General features: G+C 45.7%; 20 protein-coding genes and 1 pseudogene. 4 read left to right on the plus strand and 17 right to left on the minus strand.

Going from position 1 to position 24,305, the window contains the following annotated elements:
- Window positions 1-132 precede the first annotated feature (132 nt).
- Window positions 133-1,377 carry a hypothetical protein gene (locus tag P159_RS21270; protein WP_029544973.1) on the plus strand — a complete coding sequence of 415 codons (1,245 nt, stop codon included), beginning with the start codon at window positions 133-135 and terminating at the stop codon, window positions 1,375-1,377.
- Between the two features lie 134 nt (window positions 1,378-1,511).
- Here P159_RS21270 and P159_RS0113970 read toward each other — a convergent pair whose 3' ends face one another.
- From P159_RS0113970 to P159_RS0113995, 6 genes and pseudogenes are all read right to left on the minus strand, one after another.
- A complete protein-coding gene (locus P159_RS0113970) occupies window positions 1,512-2,342 on the minus strand; it encodes an Mrp/NBP35 family ATP-binding protein (protein ID WP_029544975.1) in 831 nt (276 codons plus the stop codon).
- Between the two features lie 64 nt (window positions 2,343-2,406).
- Window positions 2,407-4,647 carry a SpoIIE family protein phosphatase gene (locus P159_RS0113975; RefSeq protein WP_029544977.1) on the minus strand — a complete coding sequence of 747 codons (2,241 nt, stop codon included), beginning with the start codon at window positions 4,645-4,647 and terminating at the stop codon, window positions 2,407-2,409.
- A gap of 500 nt (window positions 4,648-5,147) precedes the next feature.
- A pseudogene (locus P159_RS21275) lies at window positions 5,148-5,309 on the minus strand (ACT domain-containing protein); the annotation flags it as partial.
- Window positions 5,310-5,324: 15 nt separating this feature from the next.
- Entirely contained in the window at window positions 5,325-5,522 is a 198-nt protein-coding gene (locus tag P159_RS21280; RefSeq protein ID WP_318253590.1) for a hypothetical protein, read from the minus strand.
- Between the two features lie 20 nt (window positions 5,523-5,542).
- Window positions 5,543-6,409 carry a histidinol-phosphatase HisJ family protein gene (locus tag P159_RS0113990; RefSeq protein ID WP_029544979.1) on the minus strand — a complete coding sequence of 289 codons (867 nt, stop codon included), beginning with the start codon at window positions 6,407-6,409 and terminating at the stop codon, window positions 5,543-5,545.
- A gap of 14 nt (window positions 6,410-6,423) precedes the next feature.
- Window positions 6,424-6,621, minus strand: a complete 198-nt coding sequence (locus P159_RS0113995) for a hypothetical protein (RefSeq protein WP_185753753.1) — start codon at window positions 6,619-6,621, stop codon at window positions 6,424-6,426.
- A 119-nt stretch (window positions 6,622-6,740) separates the two neighbouring features.
- Here P159_RS0113995 and P159_RS0114000 point away from each other — a divergent pair, with 119 nt between their 5' ends.
- Both P159_RS0114000 and P159_RS0114005 read left to right on the plus strand, forming a co-directional pair.
- A complete protein-coding gene (locus P159_RS0114000) occupies window positions 6,741-8,240 on the plus strand; it encodes a DNA methylase (protein WP_029544982.1) in 1,500 nt (499 codons plus the stop codon).
- Entirely contained in the window at window positions 8,237-8,431 is a 195-nt protein-coding gene (locus P159_RS0114005; RefSeq protein WP_080706008.1) for a hypothetical protein, read from the plus strand. Before P159_RS0114000 ends, P159_RS0114005 begins: the two co-directional genes overlap by 4 nt.
- Before the next feature lie 84 nt (window positions 8,432-8,515).
- On the opposite strand, the gene P159_RS0114010 is transcribed toward P159_RS0114005, so the two are convergent.
- Together P159_RS0114010 and P159_RS0114015 are read right to left on the minus strand one after the other, a co-directional pair.
- Window positions 8,516-8,818, minus strand: a complete 303-nt coding sequence (locus P159_RS0114010) for a DUF1847 domain-containing protein (protein WP_318253645.1) — start codon at window positions 8,816-8,818, stop codon at window positions 8,516-8,518.
- A gap of 33 nt (window positions 8,819-8,851) precedes the next feature.
- A complete protein-coding gene (locus tag P159_RS0114015; RefSeq protein WP_029544987.1) occupies window positions 8,852-9,616 on the minus strand; it encodes a DUF134 domain-containing protein in 765 nt (254 codons plus the stop codon).
- A 152-nt stretch (window positions 9,617-9,768) separates the two neighbouring features.
- Here P159_RS0114015 and P159_RS0114020 point away from each other — a divergent pair, with 152 nt between their 5' ends.
- The gene (locus P159_RS0114020) at window positions 9,769-10,362 is read left to right on the plus strand and encodes a DUF5662 family protein (RefSeq protein ID WP_029544989.1); all 594 of its coding nucleotides are present in this window, start codon (window positions 9,769-9,771) and stop codon (window positions 10,360-10,362) included.
- A 78-nt stretch (window positions 10,363-10,440) separates the two neighbouring features.
- Here P159_RS0114020 and rbsK read toward each other — a convergent pair whose 3' ends face one another.
- From rbsK to P159_RS0114065, 9 genes are all read right to left on the minus strand, one after another.
- The gene (rbsK, locus tag P159_RS0114025) at window positions 10,441-11,349 is read right to left on the minus strand and encodes a ribokinase (protein WP_029544992.1); all 909 of its coding nucleotides are present in this window, start codon (window positions 11,347-11,349) and stop codon (window positions 10,441-10,443) included.
- A 21-nt stretch (window positions 11,350-11,370) separates the two neighbouring features.
- Window positions 11,371-11,901, minus strand: a complete 531-nt coding sequence (locus P159_RS0114030) for a hypothetical protein (RefSeq protein ID WP_029544994.1) — start codon at window positions 11,899-11,901, stop codon at window positions 11,371-11,373.
- 236 nt (window positions 11,902-12,137) lie between these two features.
- Complete coding sequence (locus P159_RS0114035; protein WP_080706009.1) at window positions 12,138-14,216, minus strand: DUF2357 domain-containing protein; 2,079 nt, start codon at window positions 14,214-14,216, stop codon at window positions 12,138-12,140.
- Between the two features lie 2 nt (window positions 14,217-14,218).
- Window positions 14,219-16,642, minus strand: coding sequence for a hypothetical protein (locus tag P159_RS0114040; RefSeq protein ID WP_029544998.1), 2,424 nt, complete (start codon window positions 16,640-16,642; stop codon window positions 14,219-14,221).
- Entirely contained in the window at window positions 16,642-18,216 is a 1,575-nt protein-coding gene (locus P159_RS0114045; RefSeq protein WP_029545000.1) for a hypothetical protein, read from the minus strand. Before P159_RS0114045 ends, P159_RS0114040 begins: the two co-directional genes overlap by 1 nt.
- The gene (locus P159_RS0114050) at window positions 18,206-21,352 is read right to left on the minus strand and encodes an AAA domain-containing protein (protein ID WP_029545002.1); all 3,147 of its coding nucleotides are present in this window, start codon (window positions 21,350-21,352) and stop codon (window positions 18,206-18,208) included. Before P159_RS0114050 ends, P159_RS0114045 begins: the two co-directional genes overlap by 11 nt.
- Window positions 21,349-22,827, minus strand: a complete 1,479-nt coding sequence (locus P159_RS0114055) for a protein kinase (protein ID WP_029545004.1) — start codon at window positions 22,825-22,827, stop codon at window positions 21,349-21,351. Before P159_RS0114055 ends, P159_RS0114050 begins: the two co-directional genes overlap by 4 nt.
- Entirely contained in the window at window positions 22,796-23,539 is a 744-nt protein-coding gene (locus P159_RS0114060; RefSeq protein ID WP_029545006.1) for a protein phosphatase 2C domain-containing protein, read from the minus strand. The genes P159_RS0114055 and P159_RS0114060 overlap by 32 nt, the downstream gene beginning before the upstream one ends.
- Window positions 23,536-24,231 carry a VWA domain-containing protein gene (locus tag P159_RS0114065; RefSeq protein ID WP_029545008.1) on the minus strand — a complete coding sequence of 232 codons (696 nt, stop codon included), beginning with the start codon at window positions 24,229-24,231 and terminating at the stop codon, window positions 23,536-23,538. Before P159_RS0114065 ends, P159_RS0114060 begins: the two co-directional genes overlap by 4 nt.
- Between the last annotated feature and the right edge of the window lie 74 nt (window positions 24,232-24,305).

Consider the following 24,305-nt stretch of genomic DNA (forward strand, 5'->3'; position numbering starts at 1 on the left):
CTTGCCAAGCCCGCGGGGCTGTATTATAATGACCCCGACCAGGCAAAAACTGTTCCTGCCTCCCACTTGTCTTATGTATAGTATATTCATCATTCTTCCCTGCTGACTCATAAGCAAAGAAAGGAGCACGTGATGGAAATATCTAAAAGCCAAGAACCAAAGATCTCTGCACTGGCCTGCCCCAAGTGCGGAGCACCTATGTACCCGGACATGAAGAAAGGCGGCTTCAGCTGCCTCTATTGCGACACCTTTCGTCCCTTTGCCATTACAGATGAGGATTTTGCCCCAGCGGTGAAATTTCGCCACCAGCCAGTGAAGATTGTGGACGGTCTGCTGAAGCTGGGACACGTAGCCATAGAGGTCAAGGAGGCACTGGCCCCACCGCCCCGGGAAGAACGCCTGAAAAGACTCCTTCCCCTTGACCGGAAGTTGTTGGAAAGAGACGCAGAAGCTTTTTACGCCCTCCGGAATGAAAGCTTTTGCGAACTGAACTGCCCTTTCTGTGGGAATCATCTGACCTCCCTCTTGACAGAGAACCTCTTCACCTGCCCCTATTGCGGCCAGAAATTCGGCCACCAGGAACAGATTGCCACTGGCAAATACGACGAACGCCTGGTGGTGGGACGAAAGTACAATCTCTACAGCAAATGCCTGCCCTTCAAGCTTTCCAAGCCTGCAGCGCAGATCAGTGCCAAAGAGATAGTAAAAGGCCTTATCCAGGACACCAGCCATGTAAATGACAGGCTGACATCTGCCTATGTCCCGGTACAGCTGGCTGACCTTCGCTGGAAGATGAAAGTGTCCTGTGAACGGGGTGGCTTTTGGTACTACCAGGAATGTCTGGACTGGGCCTGGCCGCGCTCCATCATCTACGACATCTTCCTCATGGACGAACTTTCCCCCTGGGACTACGGTGAGATCACCTCATTGAAGCCAGCCTATCTGGAGGGAAAGGTTCAGCTCCTGGCTTCGGAAAACCTTGGGGACTGGCAGGCCAGAATACCCGACTGGATACTGCAAAGGACTGCTCCCCAAAGACTCCGCAGGGCATTCGGCCTGGAAGAAATACAGCTGCGCTGGGTCTCCAGAGATATCAGACAGCACAACTACGGCCTGGTGCTGCTCCCCATATATGCATTGGAAACCACCTTGGCAAACGGCGGTTTCCTAAGGCTTATGATGAACGGCCAGACAGGGAAAGCTGCTCTGCAAATTACCACCGCAAAAGAAGAATTCACCCGCATCATAGAGCCATCTGCGAAACCATCTTTGTCCCCGGAATCCACCATGCTCTCCCCGCCCATCCCCATTCGCTACGTAAAATCCCCCTTCCTGCACGAACGGCTGACCTTATCAGAAGCATTGATGCCACGCTAGAAAATCAAAGTCCCCCGGAAGCTCCCTTGTCTTCCCAATTACAAACCATCACCAAAAAATCATCACGCCAAAAAGGAGACCGCATGAGCAGTGCAGCCTCCTTTTGCTGTGCCTTGTATCAGCACAAATCTCTTTTACCTTGCCAGTATTTTGTCTGCAGCTTCGCTAAGCCAGTTTTCCTGCACATTCTCAATCTGCCCTGCATCGCACTGGGCGGCCAGTTCCGGCATGATGGGAATGCGTCCCAAAATGTCCAGGCCATACTGGGCAGCGATTTCTTCCAGATGGCTGTGGCCGAAGATCTCATGCTCCTTGCCGCAGTCCGGGCACTTGAAATAGCTCATGTTCTCCACCAGGCCCAGGATAGGCACTTCCATCATCTCTGCCATCTTCACAGCCTTGGCCACGATCATGGAAACCAGCTCCTGCGGGCTGGTAACGATGACAATGCCATCCACCTTGATGGACTGGAACACCGTCAGGGTCACATCGCCGGTGCCGGGCGGCATATCCAGGAAAAGGTAATCTGTGTCTTCCCAGATGATATCCGTCCAGAACTGTTTCACTACCCCGGAAAGGATAGGCCCGCGCCAGACCACGGGATCAGTCTGTTGCTCCAGCAGGAGGTTCATGCTCATGACATCGATGCCCCCGGCCGACTTCACGGGATAAGCCCCAGCCTGGGAGCCCAGCACCTCTCCCGTGACCCCGAACATCTTGGGTATGGAAGGCCCGGTGATATCCGCATCCAGTATCCCTGTATGCTTCCCCTTCCGGCGCATGGCCACTGCCAAAAGCCCCGTTACCAAGGACTTGCCCACGCCGCCCTTGCCGCTGACCACGGCAATGGCGTGCTTGATATTGCTCAGCTCATTCGGCTTCTCGTGCAGATCCTGCACCTTGCGGCTGTCCTCCCCACAGGTAGACCCGCAGGAAGAGCAATCGTGATTGCATGTTTCAGACATATTACTTCTCCTATTACTACACAATTATGAAAAATTCACCTGCTATGCATTATAAGGCAATTGTTCAAATTTTGCCATAGGCAAAATCTTCCCATTGGCCTTTTCCACAGAACATCACCCCCAGCATGGTGATATCATCGTACTGTTCAGCTCCGTCTGCAAATGCATCTATGTCGCCCCTGACTTCCGTCAAGATTTCTTTCACTGAAGCCTCGCCGCTCATGTTGTCCAAAACCTTCTGCAGACGTTCTTCCGTATAGAACTTTTTCTCTTTGTTCATAGCCTCTGTCACGCCATCCGTGTAAAGGAAAAGCATATCCCCGGGAGAAAGCTGCAAACGATGGGTCTCATAGCTCAAATTTTCTATCATGCCCAGCATCTTATCTTTTTTCTTATGCCGCACATAGCTGAATTTGCCTGCCTGTCTGGCCAGAGGCGCATTGTGCCCTCCGTTCACGTAGATAACTTCTCCTGTGTCCAGATCCAGCTGAGCCAGGAATACCGTGACGAACAACATTTCTCCATTGTCCTGGCAAAGCTCCTGATTGGCCAGGGTCATGACAGCGCCGAAATCATCAGGGGCAGTTGCCATAAGCATAAGATTCTTCAAGGTCGTTTTAGCCCTCATCATAAAGAGCGCCGCAGGCACCCCCTTGCCTGACACATCGGCAATGGTCACCACCAGATGTTTCTCATCCAGCATATAAAAATCATAAAAATCTCCGCCCACTGCCTTGGCAGCAGACATAGTGGCAAAAAGCTGGATGCTTTTCTTGTCCTCCAGGAAATCCCGGGGCAATGCCCCCATCTGGATATTCCTGGCAACGGAAAGTTCCGTAGCAATGCGCTCTTTTTCTGCCGTGACTTCCGTAAGGTTTTTCATATAAGTCTGAAGCTCGTCTGTCATGGCATTGAAGCAGATTGCCAGATGCTCCAGCTCATCCCCCGTGTGGACTTCAACCTTCTTGCCGAGATTCCCGCTGCTGATCTCCCGCACACCATCAGCCAATTCACTGATAGGTGCCACAAACCGCCTGGAAAGCTTCCTGCCGCTATAGACCACTGCAGCCAGCAATGCTATGATGGCAACCACCATCAGGAGCATGGTGGACAACATCTGCCCTTTCAGATAAGAAGTCTTTTCTTCCGTAATCTTGCTGATATCAGCCTTATTCTGCACAGCAGGGGCAATGACATCATCAGCAGCGAAGGCCGCCGCTAAGCTCCAGCCACTGCTCTCGATGGGAGCAAAGGCGATGTAATAGTCTTTGCCGTCCACCTTGGTTTGCCGCACACCGCAGTCCCCCGCCACCATTTCCCTGACAGTCAGGGCCAGGGTTGGATTGTCAGACTCCCTCAGGTCGTTCTTGATATTTACCGCAAGCTCCCTCCCAGTGCCTGCCTCACCGGGGTCTTCCTGAGAGGACAAAATGACATACCCTCGCTTGTCCGTCACGAAACAAAAACCTCCTTCATGCAGGTTTATTTCTTTCAGGACATTCTGCAGATCACTGAGGGTGATTTGCATGCAGGCCACACCAAGCAGTTCGTTATTCCCATCGTAGTAAGGTACGGAACAAAACATTCCCAATCTCTTATTGAACATAAACCTTCTGACAGGGGTAAAAACAAATCCCTTCTGACTAGCAGCACTCTTGTACCAGTCACTGGCCAAAGCATCATATTGTGGCTGCGGAATATCTGACTTATCCGCTGCCAGCACTCTTTTGGCATCTACGGACAGGGCGAAGTTCTCCCTGGAAGCAATGAACACCGACTGTGCCATGACATTGTTTTCCAACATTCCCGTCAGCCAGTCACCGATATTGGCCATCAAGGAAATATGCCCAGCCAAAGGCTCCAGAGAAACCTCAGGCCCATACTGAAGGTAAAGATCCAGCGCACGGTAGTTGTCAGGAGCAGGTGTATGCACTTCCACTGGCATGAACCTTTGCGGGTATCTTTCTATCTTCTCAGCTTGCCGGGCCACAACTTGCACATCACAGGCAATATCCATCAGGCTGCGATTGATGATAGAGGCATTGTCCTGAGCTATATGCAGCAGTTCTTCCTGCCGTTGTTCTATCAGAAGGCTCGAGCTATTTTCATACGAATTTTCGCCCAGACTTTCCCCCATATTCTGTGACTCTCTAAGGGAAACATTCATGCCATAAAGGGCAATCCCCCCCAGAATAAGCACCGCTGCCAAATTGCTCCCCAATACTATGCGTACCAGCTTATCCAGGATCTTTCCCTGCTTATCCCCCATAAACCACTGCAATAATTTATTAAAAAAATGTCCCATGCTCGCAACTCCTTCACAGTGGCCGCACCTTCAGCAGATGATTTTCGAGAGCCTGAACCAGAAGGTCGACTAGCCTGCCAGAGGTCATTTTCCTAAAACATATATATCCAATATATGCTACCTATCCTATTTATATGTGTTATGTATTCTACATTATCGCCTGATTTCCTCCCCCAGATAGCCAAAGCCGATATTTCTCCAGAGCCTGTCGAGCATGAAAATATTTTTAGGAAACTCCCTCATCTGCACATGCTCCATATCCCTGGCAGTTGACATAAACGAACAAACAGTGCTACGATTCCATCGTCGATGTGGCAAGCAGTTTGCTGCATCATATATTCTGGTACTTATTTTTGAGGAGGTCCTCATGGAAAAGATCGAAATTCCCTCAACATGGCGATATTAAAACAAAAGCTACAGGCTATACCCACTGAAAAGGATAGCTCGACTTCTCTTAAAAATTGGTTGGATTGTGGGGCAACTCAAAACCGCCCCTGCGGCTATACTATGTTATAGCCGTTTTTCTCCAAGGCCATCAATGCCATCTCAAAATTATCTTCCTTGACCAGAATATAATCAGTGTTGTAGGTAGATACCGCAAATATGCCTATCTTGTTTTCAGCCAGTATGGCTGATATTTTCGACAAAATGCCTATCAGAGAAAAATCAAGAGTACCCTATATGCGAAAGGCTCGCCAGCCATCGTCACGCTCCAGCGTTTCAACCGGTGTATCTTCTGTTTTGCAGACAAGAGATATCTCCTCATCTGTCCTGCCAATAAAATAGAATTCTTGATGCAGGTCAATATCTGCTACCGATTTAAGCTTACAGACCGTGAACTGACCGTCTATTCTTTTCAATTCCATCCTTCTCATGCCATCAACCTCGCTCTATATCAAAGCTTATGCCCCAATGGCTCCATCTTCTCAAATGTGTAGATTTCCCTCATGCCAATCTCATCTCGCAGGATAGCTCTGGCATCCTCCAGATGGTCAGCCAGATACTTCGTCGAATGAGCATCGGAGCCAATGGTGATGATTCTCCCTCCCAAGTCCTTGTATAGCCGCAGGATATCTCTGGCAGGCATGGTGTCATCAAGTCCATAATGCCAGGAGGAAGTATTGAGCTCAATACCCTTGCCGTCAGCTATGGCCAGCTTCAGGATTTCCGCCACCATGTCTCTGACAGCTTTGAAGGGATATTTCCCCTGCTTGTCATAGCGGCTGATGAGGTTCAGATGGGCCAGCACCGAGTAATGCCTGAAGTTTTTCATCACCTCGTACAATTCCTGATAGTAACGCTCGTTATACTCCTGCTGGCTACGGCCCTGCTGGAATTCCTGATTCCAGAATTCCTTGTTGTCCACCTGATGGATGGACAGCAATACAAAGTCCAGCTTGTCTGCATACTTCTCAAACAAAGCCTCATACTTGGGGATAGTGCCAACCTGCACACCAAATTCCAAGCCACAATGCAAAGCTATGTCCTTGGAAAAATCTGCCTTGACCTGGCTGAATTTCTCAAAGTACCTTGGATAATCCACATTGGCCATAGGCTCCAGTTCATCTGCCGGTGTGCCTATGCCATCGCCGCCGCGATACTCGATATTTCCCTCATCCCAGTCTTTCTTGATGCCATAGTCCACATGGTCTGTGAAACACATTTCCTCAAGCCCCAGGGAAACAGCCTTTTTCGCCTGCTCCTCCATAGGCTCACGAGAATCATCACTAAACTCCGTATGCACATGATTATCTGCCAACATGATAACATCCTCCCTCACAAAACTTTCTTGTATACATAAGCTGCAATAAGGGCCTGCAATGCCACCAAAAACGCCAGCAAGCCAAAGGCTGCATAGAGGCTGGTCTGGTGAGCCAGGAAGCCCAGAAATGCCAGCAGGCTTCCTCCCAGCACCACAAGCTTCTGCCCCAGCTTCTGCACCGCAGCATCCCCCAGGAGCCGCATGGAATCCACTCCTGTCCTTCCCACATTTTCAAATAAAACGGGGAACACATTGTTTATTGACGAGAACAATAGTTCTAAAATATAATAATATAGAAAAAAACGTTACGTGAGCATGATATGATATGAAAATGGAAAAGACCTGCTTTATTGCCATTGACCTGAAATCCTTCTACGCCTCAGTGGAGTGCGTGGAACGGGGACTTGACCCTCTGACCACCAATCTGGTAGTTGCTGATGAGAGTCGTACAGAAAAGACTATCTGCCTTGCCGCAACCCCCGCCATCAAATCTTATGGCATACCGGGGAGGGCACGGCTTTTTGAAGTGGTGCAGAAAATTCGCGAGGCCAACGGCGCCCGCCGTTTTTATGCTCCCGGCCATAAACTCGAAGGGCAGTCCTGCGATGCTGTGGAACTATCGAAGAATCCCAGCCTTGCCATCGACTATCTCGTGGCCCCTCCCCGCATGGCTCTCTACATGGATTACAGTTCCCGGGTGTATGGGATTTACCTGCGGTACATTGCCCCCAGGGACATACACACTTATTCCATTGATGAGGTCTTCATCAATGCCGCCCCCTATCTTGCTGCCTACAAGCTGACTACCCGTGAACTGGCTATGAAAATGATAGGGGAAGTACTTGCAGAGACCGGCATTACCGCCACCGCCGGCATTGGCACCAATCTTTACCTAGCCAAAATCGCCATGGACATCACAGCCAAGCACATGCCCCCAGACAAGCACGGGGTGCGGATAGCAGAGCTTGACGAAAGGACCTACAGGCAAAAGCTGTGGGCCCACACCCCCATCACGGACTTCTGGCGGGTGGGCAAAGGGTATGCCAACAAGCTCGCCAGCATGGGGCTGTATTCCATGGGAGATGTGGCCCGCAAGTCATTGGACAGCCAAGGAGAAAGGGACTTGTACAGGGTATTTGGCATCAATGCAGAACTCCTGATCGACCATGCCTGGGGATATGAGCCCTGCACCATTGAGGCCATCAAATCCTACCGTCCATCTGCCACCAGCCTCAGCAGCGGGCAGGTGCTGCACTGCCCTTACACCCATGAACAGGCACGCCTCATCGTCTGGGAAATGGCTGACCAGCTTATCCTCGACCTGGTGGCCAAGAAACTCATGACCAATCAGATAGTCCTCGATATAGGCTATGACATCGAAAACATCGCCCAAGGGTACAGCGGACCCGTCCATACTGACCACTATGGACGAAAGGTGCCCAAGCCAGCCCACGGCACCATGAGCCTCAAAAAGCACAGTTCCTCCACCAGGGAACTGCTGCGGGAAACCCTGGCCCTCTACGACCGTATCATCAGCCCGCCCCTCCTGGTCCGCCGCATTACCGTCACCATGGGAAGGCTGATAAATGAAGACAGCGCAGCCAGACAAAAAGAAGCCACGGTAGAATTTGATCTTTTCAGTGATATGGAGGGCACAGCCAAAAAGGAAGAAGCTGCCCGACTGGCAGAGGAAAAAGAAAAATCCCTGCAGCACACCATGATAGCCATCAAGAACAAGTTCGGCAAAAACGCTATCCTGAAGGCGGCCAATCTCAAAGAAGAAGCCCGCACCATTGCCCGCAACAGCGAAATCGGAGGACACAGGGCATGATGAAGATAGAGAGAAAAATAGAGCAATACGCCGACCTCATAGACCTCCCACGACCGGAGCCAAGATGCTGCCCCCGCATGCCCCTAGAAAAAAGAGCTGCCCAGTTCGCCCCCTTCGCAGCCCTGACCGGCTACGAGGAAGTGGTAGAACGAACCGCCAGGCAGCATGAGGACAGTATTGAGGGAGGCTAAAGCAGTCTATTGCTCGCTGCATGGCAACGCTTTAGCAGCACAGTCCCTGGGTATTCATGCTATCACCTTTTCAGCAATTGAATTTCATACTCCCCCCTCCTCCATAATCCCCAGCGTCCTTTTCCAGTAGCTGGAATAGATGGCTCCCAAGGGATTATATGCCAGCAGTCTGTCCTTGACCACCAGAGTGGTGACAGGCCCGGGGCAGCTGGCGTTGAAGATGGCATCGTGGCCTACGCAGAGGCCACAGGAGATGAAAAGCTCCGTGCCTTTTTCCGTCAGGATTCTGGCCTGGAATTTAGGATTGCACATGGCCTCGTGCGTAAGCTCTGGCTTGACCTGTTTCAGGTCAAGCTCTTTTTTGTATAAAGAAAAGTGCCCGACAATTTGCCGAGCACCTTAAATCTGTATTGCTGATAATCAGTGGCAACCATGTCCATGACCGTGACCGCCACAACCATGGCCATGACCATGACCGCCGCAGCTATGGCCTTCGCCGTGGCCGTGATGGTCGCAGTGAACAGCGGGGTCATAAGCCAGTTTGCCTGCCAGAAAAGCATTTACTGCTTCATCGGCACTGCCCTGAACACCACCATACAAGGTAATGCCAGCCTGGGCCAGAGCATTCTGGGCACCACCGCCAATGCCACCGCAAATCAAGGTGCTGATGTCCTCTTCCTGCAAGAGGGTCGCCAAAGCACCATGGCCAACACCATTGCTGGAGAGAATATGGGATTCCTTGATCTCATTGTCCTCAATGGTGTAAACCTTGAACTCTTCCGTATGGCCGAAATGCTGGAAAATCTGGCCGTTGTCATAGGTAACTGCAAGTTTCATAGGGCTGTTGCTTCCTTTCTGCATCGATAATCGCACTGGATGAGGGCTGCGCTGACAAGCAGGGCAAAGTTCAAAACTTCCGCCGCTGATGACCAAAGGACGGCCTTCCACCAGACAGCCTGCCATGCGTTTGCGGGCTGCCAGATACAGAGCCTGCACCGTGGTGCGGGCCACCCCCATCTGCCTGGCACATTCTTCCTGGGTCATGCCTACGTAATCCAAGAGGCGAATGCACTCATATTCCTCCAGAGAAATAGTGACCTCCGGAGCATCTTCGCCCTCCTGCGGCATAAAACGCGTGCAGGGAGGCAGGGCACTTACCCGGCGTTTTTTCATTGGCCTGCTCATCATCAACCTCCATTTTTGACATATGTCTTAATCATATTTTACCATATTTTTGTCATATGTCAATTTAACTCTCGATCTTCAATGGCGCCAAAGCGCAACTTGCAGATTTTCTACTGAGATGGTATGTTGTTAGCAGAAAAGGAGTTTTGCTTATGAATTTGGTAAAGCGTGTCTGCGGCCACACCTGGATGATTCTGCGTCACAAGTACTGGGTGTTTCGCTTTTGCTGTATTGCGGGGATTCCTTGGCAGGGATTTATGCATGACTGGTCTAAGTTCTCACCGACAGAGTTTATCGAAAGTGTCAAATACTATAATGGCAAGATTTCACCCATAAAAATATGCAAAAAGGAAAACAATGGCCTATCCATGGCCTGGATTCATCATCATGGACGAAATCTTCATCACTACGAGGCTTGGTGGGATAATTTCGACCACGGAGCATATCCGCAGGATATGCCGTACAAATACGCCGTAGAGCTGATCTGTGACTGCCTTGGGGCAGCTAAAGCCTATGGTCGTGATAAATTCACCTTCCGGGCAGAATACGAATGGTGGCAGCGAAAACGTGCAACCGGCATTGGCATGAGCCCTAATATGCAGGTTTTTGTGGAAACGATACTCAGCAGGCTGGCAGAGACAGAAGATTTGACTTTGCTGCGGCCAAAATCCACATGGCAAATTTATGAGGCGACAGTAAAAAACGCCAAGCACGAACATCCGGATTTTTGGGACCCGGAGGTTTAACGACAGCAAGAAAGCACCGTAGAAGACTTGGCAGCAAGAATACAATACCAACCAAAAAGCCCTTGATTTCGGAATCATTCAGTTGAAGCTCTCAACCTCTGCTGACGTAGGAATCGAAGTCTGCGCCCCCTGCCTGGTTACAGCAATGGCCGCTGCTCTGGCGCCAAAATCCATGGCTTCGACGAAATTGCAGCCGGTAAAACGGCTCACAAAGGCAGCCAGAAAACAATCACCCGCAGCGGTTGTATCAACGGTTTCGACCTTATAAGCAGCAATTTTTTCCACTTTATCTGCCGTCACCCACAAAGTGCCCTCGCCCCCAATGGTCACCAGCACATTTTTCACGCCCTTAACCAGCAGGGATTTAGCGGCTGTCACTATTTCTTCCTCCGTACCGGTCGGCAGCCCTGTGAGCACCGCAAGCTCTGTCTCATTAGGCTTGGTTATGTCAACCATTGACCAAAGCTCATCAGGCAGGTCAGGCCTTGCCGGAGCCGGATCCAATACCACAGTCTTGCCATGTTTTTTTGCCAGTCTGGCCGCAGCCACCACGGAGGGGACTGGTATTTCCAGCTGCATGACCACAGCATCAGCCTGGGCAATCAGCTCCTCTTGTTCCCGCACCAGCGCTTCATCCACAGCAGCATTGGCTCCGGCAATCACGCTGATGCTATTCTGGCCACTGCTTTCGATTTCTATGAAAGCCTTGCCGGTTTCTGCCCCGGGAATTCTTCGGACCCCCGCCGTATTCACGGAGACACTTTCCAGATTCTCCAGAAGCTGCTTACCAAAGGCATCGCCCCCCACAGCTCCAATCATAGCAGTCTTTGCCCCCAGCTTCCCCAAGGCATACGCCTGATTTGCGCCTTTGCCCCCCGGCACCAGCTTCATGCTCCGCGCCATGACAGTCTCCCCGGCCTGCGGCCGTCTGTCCATGTAAACTGCAAAATCCATATTCAAACTGCCAACGACCAATACTCTATCCACGCTTATCAGCCTCCGTCCTCTTTAATCCGAAAGGTGTATGTGAATCTCTGTGATGATGCCATTTCTCACGATAAAGTGCATGGACAGACATTCGTTGGCATTATAGATATATACTGTCCGATTCAATCTTTCGTCATATTTCTGATTCTGTGCCTCAGACAGCTTGGGCGCCGTATGTTTCTCAATATACACCTCATCTGCCATGCCATAAGCCTGAGTCAGTACATTTTCTGACATTCCCACAGCAACTCCGGCAGGCGTAGCGTTGTTCCCTACTTTCATGTTCTTCGTAATTCTTATGTCAGCCAGAACAGGCTTCTTCTCACCGCTGAAATCCACGAAGGTAAATATCATGCCATCATAATAGTGCCTGATCCCACCTTCATCGGAGATATTTTTTTGACTCCCATATTGGGCTTGAACCGCTTGCGGACTATCCCCCGTATGTATGCTCCCTATCCCCACCTGCTCTGCATAGACGGAGCAGCTTATGGGCAGGCCGCCCAGATTCGTCGTAAATACAGGCTCCCTGTAGGCACTTACTTCACTCATGCTTCCAAAGGAAAGCCCTAGTATTAGCCCGGCAACAAGTACGGCTATTTTTTTGATAATTTAGTCATCAGACATCCCCCTTTCTGATTAGGAAAAGCTACAATGCTTATTAAATATCCATGTGACCATATTCTTCTCGAAATTCTTCTTTATATCCATTTGTCCTTATCATGCACTAATCTCCTTTCTAAGCCGCCTACACGGCGGGTCACATAAGCCTGCCTATATCTATATTATCAGCTATGGTGGCAACGGGGGCATACGGTCTTAATTTTTCCATTCTGCACAGTCATATTTACGACGTTTTTATATTGAAACAAACTGTCCCATTCAAAGAAGCTTTCACTATTAATTGTTTGCATCTCTGAAATGGTATCCTCTGAAACATCATACCCCATATAAAGATATTCTTGCTTGCATTCTGGATTAGGACAAATCGTCTTGGTAAGTGTGAGCTGGTTACAATTATCGCAAACCGATCGATTTGCATGTATACGCATTTCCTTACCACAATTCGGGCAGGACATCTTCTCCATTTTAATAATCTGTCTGTATAACACATTCTGAAGTCGGCGGAAGGAATTGATGTCAAACATAGTCAGCGGGAGAATCGATACTATCTGTCCATTCTCTCTAGCATACTCGGTCACTTTCTGCTCATTTTCATTGCAAATTGGAAGTGCAACTACAATCTCAACCTCTGATTTTTCCTTGAGAATATTCCCCGCGACCGTATCCATTAAAGCCTTAAAACTCGTGCGATTCTCTGTCCCTAACTCGATTGCCAAGGGTATGATTACAAATTCCTTAACGACTGATTTAGGATATGAACGGTTGGATTCTTCCAACAGGCTTTTTAACGCTAAATATTTTCTACTTTCTTCATGATTCTCACCACGATCCTTACTCCCTTTTGTTTTGAGGAGACTACAGAATGAATCTATTTCTTCTTCTGTTATATCATTTGCCCATATCAAATCTTGCCCATCATATGATATACGGTGTTTATTTGTATTTGCAACATTTGGCACATCAATTCCATGCGGAACACAAACTTTTCGCGATTTAACATCTTTGAGCATCACATCTACCAGCCCACCTTCTTTACAGGAGATGGTTAGCTCAAGATAATCATTTTTTCGAACATAATGGCCGTTGCCAAGAAGTTCAAAGTTGAGGACATGTGCGGCGTAACCACATAAGGACGCACAAAACTGCTGATAATAATCACAGGCATCTTCAAAAGTGACACGCTCCTCCACTTTATGCGTGCGTGGTGCAATCTTGTGATGGATTGTTTTCCACAGTTTGAAGACAACACTATAATGCTTATCCAGCACCAGTATATTCGTTTCGCTCAGAGGATTTGAAACATTTCTCGCTTTCTTGAGGTATCGATAAAGCCTTGTCTGCCTAAGTGCGCGGTAGCGTTTCAACAGCTTATATGCTATTCCTTGCAGCTTTTTTATCTCATCCAACCTTTTAGAACGATATTTTTCTCCATTACTATCAGACGACATCAATTCTGATACAGCCTTTTGGAAAGTTACATCAAATCCGAAGCAGCCCGTCTGAACACTGCTGTTCATGATTCCATTGAGCTGATCTTTCTGATCACGAAGCCGTTTCTCAGTTTTCCGAAGGAATCCGATAATAAGATCAATCAGTGTTTTTACCACACGATTCTCATAGATCTGAAATTCCTCCTCTTCTACTCTTGAAAACAGACGTGCCGGTTTTAGCCCACTTGCTGTACGAGCCAGCCAATCTTCACTATGCGCCGCCAAATAGGGAATAGACTCGTATCCTATTCTCTTGACCGTCTCGATAGGACGCACTTCATTTACTGCTTTTAAATGAGATTTCGGTCTTTCGCAAATCAGCTTAAAAGCTTTATATGCAGTTTGTATCTGATTGAAAACATCTGTATAGGGAACGACCTCGATGCTTTGATCAACGGCATATATTTTAAGGTCTCCAGATCGTATGCCGCTAATCTCATCTTTACTCATATTACGATATTCTTCGAAAAAATACTCATATGCTTGCGCATACTCATCTGGCATGACATGAATTGAATGACGGATACTATATGTATATTTCTGTCCGTTCTGTCGTACTACCAGATCAGCTTCTCCTACACACTCGATATACTTTGTATCCTGGTTTTTGATATCTCCGTCATAAAAGATTTCGCAATCAGCATCTGCCTTTTCCCTTTGCAACTCTATACGAGCCTTGCATGGCACAGTACGCAGAGTACTGTCTGGAACAATCTCCTTATGCTCCAAGGCTGAATGATAATAAACCCTCATATTTACATCAACTCACTTAACCGTTTTTCAAGCAATCTTGTAGTTTCTGGATAATCCTTCACTGCGTCCAGCAAGTCATATAATGCCTTGTCATCATCGCTGTTTATGACCTTCCGCAGAATCTTTGTTGAAATCTGGTAATCCAAAGCATCATTAACCTGACCGTTTGCCGCGGTGTACACTCCCACAAATTTGATTGTTTGAGTAACGATTCTGTTGCCAAATGACAGATTAAATTTTTCCATCAATACTCTATCTAGCGCTTCAAGTCGATTTTTTACTTCCTCTATGTGTTTATTATTGTTGATTGCATCCTGAAATAGTGCCTGCAGCTTTTCAGCAGAGATAAATTTAGCACTCACCGGAGTATAATTACCTGCCGACACGCCCTTTCTGTTAAGAGATACCACCTGCGCCCGGTCATAGACCTTGTCAGTGATCTCAAACGTAGATTCATCCCTATTTGCTGTCCCAACAAACCAAATATTATCCGTTACCTTGATTTTTCTCCCATCAATAAGATCTTTCGCACCAGTCAACTGGCCGAGCTTGCTTAAATATGCCGTAAGTAATTCCTTATCCTCATCAGATGTTTCTGCTTTGATATCCCCCTGTCTGCTGCGCTCAATTTTTTCCCAAATTGCAAATATAGTAGGAGCTTCTCGCTGCATTTTTGCTTTTACACTATCCGGAAGTTCCATCGGAAGAGTTCTCATATCTGAAGACACAAGTTCAATTAGCCACTTTTCGTGATTTGGTTCCTGAAGTATTGCCAGGAAATCAGAAAAATAATACTCTATGCGTGCCAGATTCATTTCATCCAGAACGATAAATGTCGGTATTGGCTGACAGCGTTCCTTGCTGCTTCTGTAGAGTTCGATTGTAAAGCTCTTTGCATTGAACTTTTTATTAAAATCGTTGTAATATCCCAGAAGTTCATTTCGATCTCTCCACGAAGACTCCACCGGTATCAATCTATTGAATCCAGAAATCGCCTCAGAAAAAATGCGTGGCAAGCTAGATTTTCCAGTTCCAGACATACCCTGGAGGATAATCAAGCGACTGACAGCCATGCCAGAAAGAAATGCCCGAATATCGTTATCTGTATAATAGAGCTGCTCTTCTTTCGAACGGCTTCCAGCAAAGTTTTTCACATGTGACACTATATCGCTCAGCCTCAAAAGCTCAGATCTTTGCATACGTTTCATGATATCAGCTTTAAAATCATCTGCTTCGATCTCCATATCAACCTTAGAAAGAGACGGGCAGGTATCACCTGTTCGACTTTCAAGCGCAGTCTTGTGGCTTTCCAATTCCTGCAGTAAATGCTCATTCAAGGCATTAGTAGCCTCGACCTCTTGCTTAACAATTTCCAGTTCTTTAGTCGCATTTCTTGCGGCAATAACTTCTTCGCGATATCTGTTCCGCTCAAGCTCAAGTGCTTCATTCGCTCGTTCAAGCCCATCCGCCCTGCGTGCTTTTTCCTCTAGCGCGAAAATCGCTGCATCATTAGGATAACGCTCATATACTGACGCAAGGCGGTTATATTCTTCCTTTAGTTTCTGTAAGGATGAGACAATCTCATTCATAGATGCAATCCGAGTTCCCTTTTCAGGATCATTGATTTCTGTTTTTACGATATCCATAAGAACCTGCAAATCTTCAAGTCTTTTTTGAAGATCACGATATCGCTCCTGCAGAACAGCATATTTACTTCTTTCATCTGCAAGCTCAGTTTCAAGTCGTGCAATTTTCATCGGATTTGCCGCTTCATAACGACTTTTACGTGCCTGAAGATCCTCCTTTAGCTCATCGAGAGCCTCCTTTTCATCTTCCACAAAGCGTTTTTCTTTATCCAGTTGTCGCTGTGCCTCATGCAAAGCCGCTTCTTGTTCAGCGATTTCCTGAATTTGACGACTAAGATCATCTATCTTGGTCTGCCATGCCTTTCTAGCCTCATTCGCAGCCTCATTCAGCTTCTTCAAACATTCTTCGTCAGCTGCTCGTTTAACATCCTCAGCATAGGTATCCGCACTAAGCCTTATAGACTCAGCCTTGTTCATGGCACTTTTTACAGTCTGCTCCGCCTCAGAATATTTCTTTTGAATAGCATCGAGTTTTTCCTGCAACTCGTCTCGTTGATCTGATAGTTCTTTTACTTTCTTTTCCAACTGCTCCAAGGAATCCTGTGCTTTCTGAGCAGCCGCTTCTGCAACTTTTTTAGAATCCTCCCAACCACTTATATCCTCCAGCAGTTGCTGGATTAGTTGGCTCTTTTTTGCATCAAATTCTGCTTGACTGATGCTAGCTTCAACATCATCAAACGTAAACGACTTTACTTCTTCATTTGATTTCTCAATCATCACATTCTGGGCATTCCCAGGCTTCGTAGCATTGGTGTTCTTGCTCTTATTTCTCTTTGGCATTATTCGTCCCCCCTGAAACCATCAAGCAATCCATTCACTAGCTCGAATACATTTTCCATGTAGAACTCATAATCTTCATTTACAAATCTATCGCCTGTGTCATGCGATACTTTTCTTCTGATACGATTTAACTTATCAATAAGAATATATTTACGCTGGATGTCTCTTTGAGTCAGGAATCTATGTAATTGTGCATCACTCAGATGATAATCTATGACAAGCATATTGATGAATTTTTCTACTATACTATTGCCATAAGTCATGTTGATTCTATTCAAAATCGTGTTTAAGTATTTCCAGGTGACCCAATGCAATGTATCACCAGACAATCCAGCATTCCCGCAAATCCTTTGTTTATATTCCTCGCATCCATAGATTTTCACATCATCCAAAGCCTTCTGCCGAATTTGCTCAAGTCGAGATTGATCTACGGAACGGAAATATATGTTAAATAGCGCTTCAACAACACATCGCGCAAGGTTATTGACGATGTTTTCCTTTTCAAGAAGACTACTTTGTCGTTGCATCAATCCGTATATTCTCTCCATATCCTCGTATACATACGGAAATCTGGATCGATATATGCTTAGCATCGGCATTCGTTCCAGCACAAATACACCGTAATCCTTAAGAGCGTTTGTGTATGATGGGCTGAGCTTGCAGATCTCTCTATGCAAAAAGTCCTGCATGAGCTCATTGTCCAAATACGCCTTCTCTGACTGTTCAAGCCATTGAATCTGGCGCAGAAAATAATTGTCATCAACTCCATAAAAATCAAATGGTGACTCGGCACGATATCCCCCGGGATAACTAGGATCAATTATGATTCTCATCCTGAGATATAAGTTTTTCGGCTTCCCCCTGAGAGCTCTAATAAACATATTTTGGGGAAGTCTTCCTGCTTTGTTTTCCTGGAAATTTCTCTCTATAGCTTCATCTTCCTCTTCATCAAAGGACTCCAGATCGAAAAACAGGTCAAAAGCCTCCTCTTTAGGGATAGCACTTTCAAGATAGTCGTCAACAACTTTAAGATTACGAAAATATGCTCTATATGCCTTTTTTAGTCTCGCATGCTTTATTTCAACAGGCGCAAAGGTTTGTGCTTCACCTCCCTCCGCTGTCAGCTTCAAAGGAAGATGCCCTCCCCTGAATAAAGATATCGTCCCCACATCTCCCTGGTGAAAGTATGGCAGAATCTCCTTTTTTATTGCATTCACAAACATATAGCCATATTGCGAATCAGCTGACGCTCGTTCCCGAATCCCCCCGTTTAAATATTCTTCTCCATTCTCTGTGAGTTCCCATGGTCTTCCTATTTCTCTATGCACATACTCCTTAGCCTCAAGATGTGTAAGAATTTCTTCCACAAGGCTCTCGGTGGCATTCAAGGTTTTGGAAATCCCCCCTGTTGATAATCCTAACGATACCAGTTTCAAAACCGCCTCCTCATATGCATCAAGGAAATTTTCCATTGGAGGTGTGGCTTCACACTCAATTGCTAGAACCGGCAAGGCTATATCGATAGCCTGATCGTTGGCATCAAATCTTCTCATGCTCAATATATCAGCATTCACGATAGCAGCCTCCCCCTTCAACTGCACAGATTTCATATAAACGAGAAAAACAAGGAATTTGTATCAGCGTTTCCGCATCTCCGTAGACTGCCAGTTGCCTGATAGAACGGCTAAAAGCTACACACAATCTGTTCGGTTTTTCCAAGAAGCCTACAACCGGTGCCTTTCCACCTCCTGGAGAATTGGAACGAACACAGGACAACAGCACATAATCAAACTCTTTTCCTTGGAAAGCGTCAACTGTACCAACTTCAATATTGGCCTTCTCATCATCGTTCAGGAAACTGTCCAAATGTTTTTCGAGCATTTGCGCTTGTGCTAAATAGAATGTGATGATTCCAATGCTTGTTTTCTGATCCACATCCAATATGTGGCGAACATCCTTGCCAATCACCTCTATCTCTGCCCATCGACTTTTGGAAACGCCCGGAGTTTCAGCACCTCTGGATATGGGGATATTCACAAACACCAGTGCCTTCCCATGATTAATCTCAGACGAGCTTGCTCTCATCTCCGAAGTGATGTTTTTTGCTGTCTTCAATCTGCCATCATAAAAAGCGTCGCTCACAAAATTGCAGATTTCCGGATGCATTCTGAACTGCTGTGTTAAAGGCAATGCTTTCGGTTTTTGGCCCTTTGAAAACATATCAAACAGTCTTTCAAACAGACTCTTTTCTATCTCTGGAATGTCTCTGAATCTTGGATCCGCTGTAAGCAACTTTAACACATCAGGCTCAAGCATATGAGGCAATTGTTTGTGATCGCCAACCAACACTATTTTCTTTCCCATGGACATAGGAATGAACAGGTCTAGCGGATTAGCTCTTGCAGCCTCATCAACTATAACAAGATCATATATTTTATCAGCACGATCTCGAAAATCCAGACTTGTCTGGCAAGTAGCTGCCGTCGTCATTGAATATTTTCTAACAATCATCTCGTAATCCTGCCCCATACGAGCCAGGAAATCACTTAGGATCAAGGATTTCTTGCTCTCAATGCTGGAAAGAGTACTAAGATAATGGTTAGAGAAGGTATTAGCAATTTTCAATATACATTCATTGACTTTCTCTGTATCTTTGGTGTCAATGATACTTTCTTTTCTGCAAAAAATTTTGCGCAAACTTCCAATAGCCTTCACATATCGCTCAAAATCTTCGGAAGAATATGCATCGTCGCATACCGCCTCAATCGCTTCTTTAATGACATCAGATATTCCCAGTTCATCGTTGATCCTAATATAAGCAATTAGCCGTCTAGCATTTCGCTGACCATCATCCTTAAAACTCTCCAGCGAGGTTCTTTGAGCTTCTATCTTTCTAATAATAGGATTCTCATATTCATCACCGGGCTCTGTCGCGGCAGTAATAATCTCTTTTGCAATCGCAATAGTTTCATTAGGATATGGTATACTCACATAGCTCAAATAGCGTTTTATCAACGCCACCGCTTTTTCTATCGGCTCTCCAGCATTCTTATACGAAAGAAATTCATCGTCAAGCAGTCTCTTTTGAGATATAAATTCAGAGGCTGTCTTATCTTCAATCATATCCTTAATAGCTTCTTTCAACCCTGTATACCACTTATCCAAGGATTTCTGATACTGTTCTTTACTACCTTCAGATGTTCTTTTCGCTGTTTTTCGATAGGCTGGAATATCTCCCGGCAGTGGTGCAGAAATTGCATTGTCCACTGCTTCGTTCTGAAAGCTGGAGATTAGGATTTTAGGGCTTTGAAGTATATGTTCAGGATTTATTTTTTGATACTGCCTCTGCTCAGCCTCAAAAATTTCTCTGAACCTCTCTGCGATTGCCTTGATTACCGTAGTCTTTCCAGTTCCAGGAGGCCCCTGAATAAGTGCAATATCCGGGGTATTAACTGCTATGTCAAGAGCGGCTACCTGTTCCGGATTTAGTTCAGCTGCACGTTTGAAGTTCCTTCTGAGTTCTTCCGTAACCGCTTTATGGCTCCCCCAGGAATTCAACATTTCAAAACTGGAAGCGCCAGACTCTATCAAAGCTACAATAGATTTTATAGGTGACCTGTGCTTTATCATTCGTTCTCTCGCAGCAAGCCTGCGCTTCATGATATAATGTTCCCCCGCTGTATAAAGCTTCAAGACCCCCTTTTTCGGAATCAAATCCGTATCATCTTCGCCCTCAAGGAACGTAATCACTCTACTATCTGTGACCTTTTTAATTTTACCAACACCAATCTGCTTCTTATGGCGAGCATTTTTTTCAATCTGCTCTGCGACAGTTTCCGCTTCCGAGGCTCCGACTTCCTTACCTATTAGCGAATCATCCAGCTCCTGATCGATGTTGAACTCATACGTGATACCGTTCACCTCAACCCGGAAATCATATGATGTATACGTAATTTCTCCGAACTCCTCGCTTTCCTTTTCAAGGAGCTTTTTATTCAGCTCATCGTATGCCTCCCACCTGGCAAAGTATGACGCTGGATTGGAAATTTTCTCCAAATCTGCTGATAATGCATCATTCACCTCAGCAATATCCGACATCGGTATAAATTTGATTTCTGGAGCAACGAAAATATCAACTGGGATATCATATTTGTCCTTCAGGTAGGCTACGCTCTCTGCAATAATTCCTCGTGCAGTATTCTGAGCAACTAAATATCTCCTTCCGCCAATAAAACGAACATTGGCATTCTGTCTCTTTTTGTTTTTATAGTTCAAACAGAACAGCGCTGGAATTCCCAATTGATCCCATATATAATCCTGCCGTAATTTTTCAATAGAATGCGCTTCCTGTAGTTTATTTGGCACGATAATATTTATAGGTGTTTTATACTCCGTCACAGACTGAAATATGTATGTCTGTATTACTATGCATTCATTCTCCACCACATGGGTCAAAAACATACAACGATAAGCATTTTCACGTTCACCTTCAAATAGATCCAAAAGATAATCTGCTATTTTAGGGCCAGCCTTGCATAGCACAGGTTTCTTGCTCTGCACATTTTTCCCATACTGGCTGGCAAGAAATACCAATCTCTCATGTGTCGGTTCAATTCGAATCAAGTTACCGGGCTGAAAGTCAGCAGAAGAATCTTCATAGCTAAGTTTGATCTTAAGCCCCATTGCCGAATAAATTTCAGATATCTTCATTGCACTTCCTCCAAAAACTTAGCCATACGAATAAAGGAGCACTTTTTCCCGCCAATCTTAATGGTTACATTTAACTCAAAATAGATGCAATCTCCATTTTCAATTTTGACCGCTTCATGATTGCCTAGATTAATATATTCATGTTCCTTACATTTTGAGATTGATGTACCTCTTGCAGTTTTTACCGCATAAGTACCAGCTCTCAGCTTTCTAATCACAACACCGCTCTTGGAAAATTCATTATAAGCCCAATATCCGTCATCATTTTTGGCTATAGAAAGGTAATTATCCGCTACCCTTGCTGTTTGTGACGGATTATCATATCTGAGAACATACAATCTTTTAATCTGATTTTTCCCATCTCTTAAAATATAAGAATTAACCAGTTTCCCCTGCGGACTGCCATTAATAATATTTCCGTTCCTATAATCATCGCCTTCTGTCAAAACATCGTAAAAATTCAGTCTAGCCTTAGGCTTAGATATTGAATCACACCAAGGGCACCCATCATATGCAATTCCGGTTTTTCTTGGGAAATACCATGCTCCGCATGAAGGACATTTGATTACCTTGTTGCTAGCTTCCAACAAGGCAACTTCAAATTCTTGAGCTGAAGGACGCATCATTCTGTTAGTTTTACCGTCAACAAAGCATCGACGGAAAAGTCTCTTCAGCTTATCAGTAAACACAACATCAGCAGGTAACATATTTGTAGAATTGTCATCCGTGACATATTCGCACTTGCCAGCAAGTGCCGCTTCTTCATCCTCTGGATTTCCGTCCAGAATATTATCGCTTATATAAGGATGACCGACCCTAAGCAGTTCAAATAAAATAACTGCAAGAGAGTAATTGTCTGATAATACATCAGGATTCCTCTGCCTGTTAATAACCTCCGGTGCAATGTAACGGGGCGTACCAAGCACAGAGGCTGCACCTTTTCCAGCAATATAGATATTGTCTGTATCTATCATCTTTATCGATGCGGTCTTACATCCTGTTTTTACCAGAATATTGTTGCCGGAAATGTCACAATACGAGAGATTTACCCTTTCCAGCGCTCCGAATGCCTTCGCAATTATGTAACCTATGAAAATTCTTTCCCTAAGCCCAAGGCCTTTGTTGTACCATTCAAAAAAAGGTATTTTTTGATCCGGAATCAGATAAGAATTCAACGGCTTATGATCCACCACCTTTTCCATGACATATCCAACATATGGTTCACTCACAATATCCTCAATTGCAACGAAATTAGGCGGAACTTTAACCTCGCGGATAAAATGCAGGCGCTCCAGAATATCCTCATCTATATTTTTTGATCCAGATGGATAATAAAGCTTTATCATTTTGGCCCCAGTGCTGTCCTCATAAACAATTCCCTGAGATCCATATCCGACCATCTTCTCTAAGCGATGCTTATTTCCTTCTATAGTGATAATCGTCTCACCAATCAGGTTTTGCATTCTTTCGCTCATATTTTACAACTCCTACGGTTCGGTCATCTGAGCTAAACTCTGATATATCAATCACCAGAGTCTCCAACTCTTTCTGAAGTTCATCCTCCGATGTCTCTGTTTCAATCGAAGCTACCAGTTCCAGTTCTTTGCCTTCTTGAATTCCATTTGCAACCCCATCTGTACAGGCAAATATTACATAAGGCACATACATATCCAGCCTGAACTCTGATGTCCAGAAATCATCTGCCTTAACACCTTTATTTAAACACATTGTCTGATTTGCGAACAAATTGGTATCTATTGGAGCACAGCACTGCATCCCTCTGGATGTAACTGCAAGTATTCCATCACCAATGGAAAAAAGCACAATCTTATTTCCAAATTTCATAACAGCCTTTAAAGTAGCACAGCATTCATCAGCTTTCATGCCTCCTAACAGTCTCTTCCACTCGGCTATAATTTTTTCCGGCAGCCTGCTACAATCATGGTCATTCTGCGCCTCTTTAACTGAATAAAATGCTAGCTTCACAGAAGTCACTGCCGCCTGAGAACCGACATCTGCCTTTGCACATGATCCGACACCATCAGAAACAGCCATTGCAAAGTCCTCATTTTCGATTATAAACATTGCTGCGTCCTGATTTGTAACTCCATGGATTACATGACTGACTCCCGTGTCTGAAACAGTCACAAATGTATAATCTCCATGCTGCTCACTCTTGGCGATCATATGACAATATCCTCTGCATCAATATCAAACAGAGGAGCTACGACAGATGTTTCATTCGGATTGACACTATGCATACGAGCAACCGTTGACATTGTTACCCATCGGAAGAATTTGGCAATTCCAGAAACATCTTTCGTTCTTATTACCGGAACCTCAGGATCATCAATGAAAGCCTTAAGCATCTCAGTATCAGCATCATCTCCGATTCCTAATGCAAGGCGCTGACATTTAGCCGATCGTACTCCTGAATGAAGATTTTTAAGCGGCTCCCAATCGAAATAATTCTTTCTGCTGTACATCTCTTCAGAACAATCTGTAGGAATACCGTCACTAATCAGAACAATTGTAGGAGTATAGGCTCTGGACGTAACAATCCCCCTATCTTCGATCATTTTCTGCACAGTTTCAAATGCCTGCCCCATTGGTGTGTTTCCACCCGCAGTAAGTTCTGATAAGGACAACCCTGTGATATCCTCCAAAGGCTGAACAAGTCTTACCTCACCGCCAAAAGTAATAATCGACAGCTGAAACTTGCCTCGTATATCATCCACCCCATTTAATGTAGTAAGCATCTCACGCAAAGCAAGATTCAGTTCATTTATTTTTCCGCCCATCATACTTCCGGATGTATCGGCAAGTATAAAAATTGGAAGGGGTCTAGGTTCCCTTGCCACATAACTGTTAAGCCCCATTGCTTAGCACTCCTTTTTCTCTTACCTTATCTTTCCAACTGCTCCATGCCACAATCAAAAATGCTTTCACTCAA

Origin of the sequence: Selenomonas sp. AB3002, from assembly GCF_000702545.1 — a bacterium.
Classification (GTDB): domain Bacteria; phylum Bacillota; class Negativicutes; order Selenomonadales; family Selenomonadaceae; genus Selenomonas_B; species Selenomonas_B ruminantium_A.